The sequence below is a fragment of the Actinotalea sp. C106 genome (assembly GCF_023630195.1).
Taxonomy (GTDB): domain Bacteria; phylum Actinomycetota; class Actinomycetes; order Actinomycetales; family Cellulomonadaceae; genus Actinotalea.
This window is the reverse complement of sequence record NZ_JALPKN010000449.1, coordinates 1-1,696: the sequence shown is the minus strand read 5'-3', so window position 1 is coordinate 1,696 and position 1,696 is coordinate 1. Positions and strand designations below refer to the sequence as shown.

3 protein-coding genes are annotated in these 1,696 nt (G+C 73.8%); all 3 read left to right on the top strand.

Translation table 11 applies throughout. The annotated features are described in order from the left end of the window. Positions 1–433: C40 family peptidase (locus L0B03_RS17470; protein WP_250448236.1), on the top strand; the 433-nt coding region annotated here is incomplete at its 5' end. 234 nt (positions 434–667) lie between these two features. Next, on the top strand, positions 668–1,231 hold the full coding sequence (locus tag L0B03_RS17465; protein WP_250448234.1) for an HNH endonuclease: 564 nt from the start codon (positions 668–670) through the stop codon (positions 1,229–1,231). Between the two features lie 130 nt (positions 1,232–1,361). Next, on the top strand, positions 1,362–1,696 hold a 335-nt coding region (locus tag L0B03_RS17460; protein WP_250448232.1), incomplete at its 3' end, for a universal stress protein.

The window sequence follows — 1,696 nt, the reverse complement described above, 5'->3', positions numbered from 1 at the left end:
CAACGACCGCGCTGCGGTCGAGGCCCCGGCCGAGGCCGTGGTCGAGCAGCCCGCCGCCGAGGCCGCCCCGGCCCCTGCCGCCGTCCCCGCTGCCGTGAGCGGCAACGCCGTCCTCGAGGTCGCCGCCCGTTATGTGGGCGTCCCCTACGTCAGCGGTGGCACCTCGCCCAGCGGGTTCGACTGCTCGGGCTTCACCTCCTACGTGTACGCGCAGCTCGGCATCACGCTGCCGCGCACCTCGGGTGAGCAGCGCAACGCCGGGTACGTCGTCTCGCGGGCCGAGGCCCAGCCTGGTGACCTGATCTTCTCCCCGGGGCACATCGGCATCTACGCCGGTGGCGACCAGCAGATCGACGCGCCCCGCCCGGGCAAGACGATCCAGTTCCGCGGCATCTGGCAGAGCAACCCCACGTTCGTCCGCGTCACCGGCTGATCCAGGCCCGACGCACCGCGCTTGAGTCGTAGCGCGACCGACAGAACCCCGGACCCGTGTGGGTCCGGGGTTCTGTCGTCCGCGGTGGGTTCTGTCGTCCTCCGTCCTCCGTGCTGCGTGCGGTAAGTCGTCGTCCTCGCAGGGCTCTACGCGTACCCTGACAGGGCTGCTCCACCAGCCAGGCCTGGCAGCCAGCCCGGCCTGACCGCTCTGGTCAGGGAGACTGCCGTGCTGATGTCGTCAGAAGCCGCCACCGCCAGCGGCGTGCCCCCGCACCGAGCAGCGCCCCTGCGCCGCTCCCTGCTGCTCAACGCCAGCCGCGAGCCGTTGTGCCTCGTCGGCGTCCACCGAGCCGTGACCCTCGTCCTGAGCGGCAAGGCCGTGGTCCTCGAGACCGACGGGCGTCTGCTGCACTCCGAGCGCACGGCCCTGCCGGTCCCGCTGGTGCTCTGCCTGACCCGCTACGTCCACGTGCCGTACCGGGGGACGGTCCCCCCGACCCGGCGCTCCGTGCTGCAGCGCGACGCCCACCGCTGCGCGTACTGCGCGGGCCCGGCCGACACGGTCGACCACGTCCACCCACGGTCGCGGGGCGGCCGGCACGAGTGGACCAACGTCGTGGCGGCCTGCTCGCGCTGCAACCACCGCAAGGCTGACCGGCTGCTGTCCGAGATCGGCTGGCACCTGCTCGTCGCCCCGGTGGCCCCTCGGGGCGGCCACGTGCTCCTCGCCGCGAACGTGCACCCCGACCCGTCCTGGGCCGCCTACCTCTCCCCGCCGGTCGCGACCTCGGCCTGAGGTCGAGGACGCCTTCGCAGGGGCCGAGGCCGGGCCCGAGGGGAGTTCCGTGCGTGGGGCCCGCCCGTGACGCCCGGGTTTCAGGCACACTGGGGGTGATCCACGGCGGCAGCGCGGAGGGAGCACGACGATGACGGTGGAGGACGTGGTCCTCGTCGGAGTGGATGGTTCCCCGGCGAGCCTGAACGCCCTGGACTGGGCCGTGCGGCACGCGAAGGTGCACGGGTTCGGCCTGCACCTAGTGTGCACGTACTCGGTGCCCTCCTTCACCGCGACGGCCCTCGACGGCGGTTACGCGGCCATCGACGACACCGCGATCCAGGAGGGGGCCCGCGCGGTCCTCGACGAGGCCGCGGCCCGGGTCGAGGGCTGCGGGGTGCGCACCACCTCGGCCGTGGCCACGGGGGACGCCGCCGCGGTGCTGATCGAGCTGTCCCGTGGGGCCGCCGCCGTGGTCGTCGGGAC

What these genes read in the sequence shown, in the direction of transcription:
- L0B03_RS17465 (WP_250448234.1), top strand. Translation starts at nt 668, where the DNA reads ATGTCGTCAGAAGCCGCCACCGCCAGCGGCGTGCCCCCGCACCGAGCA.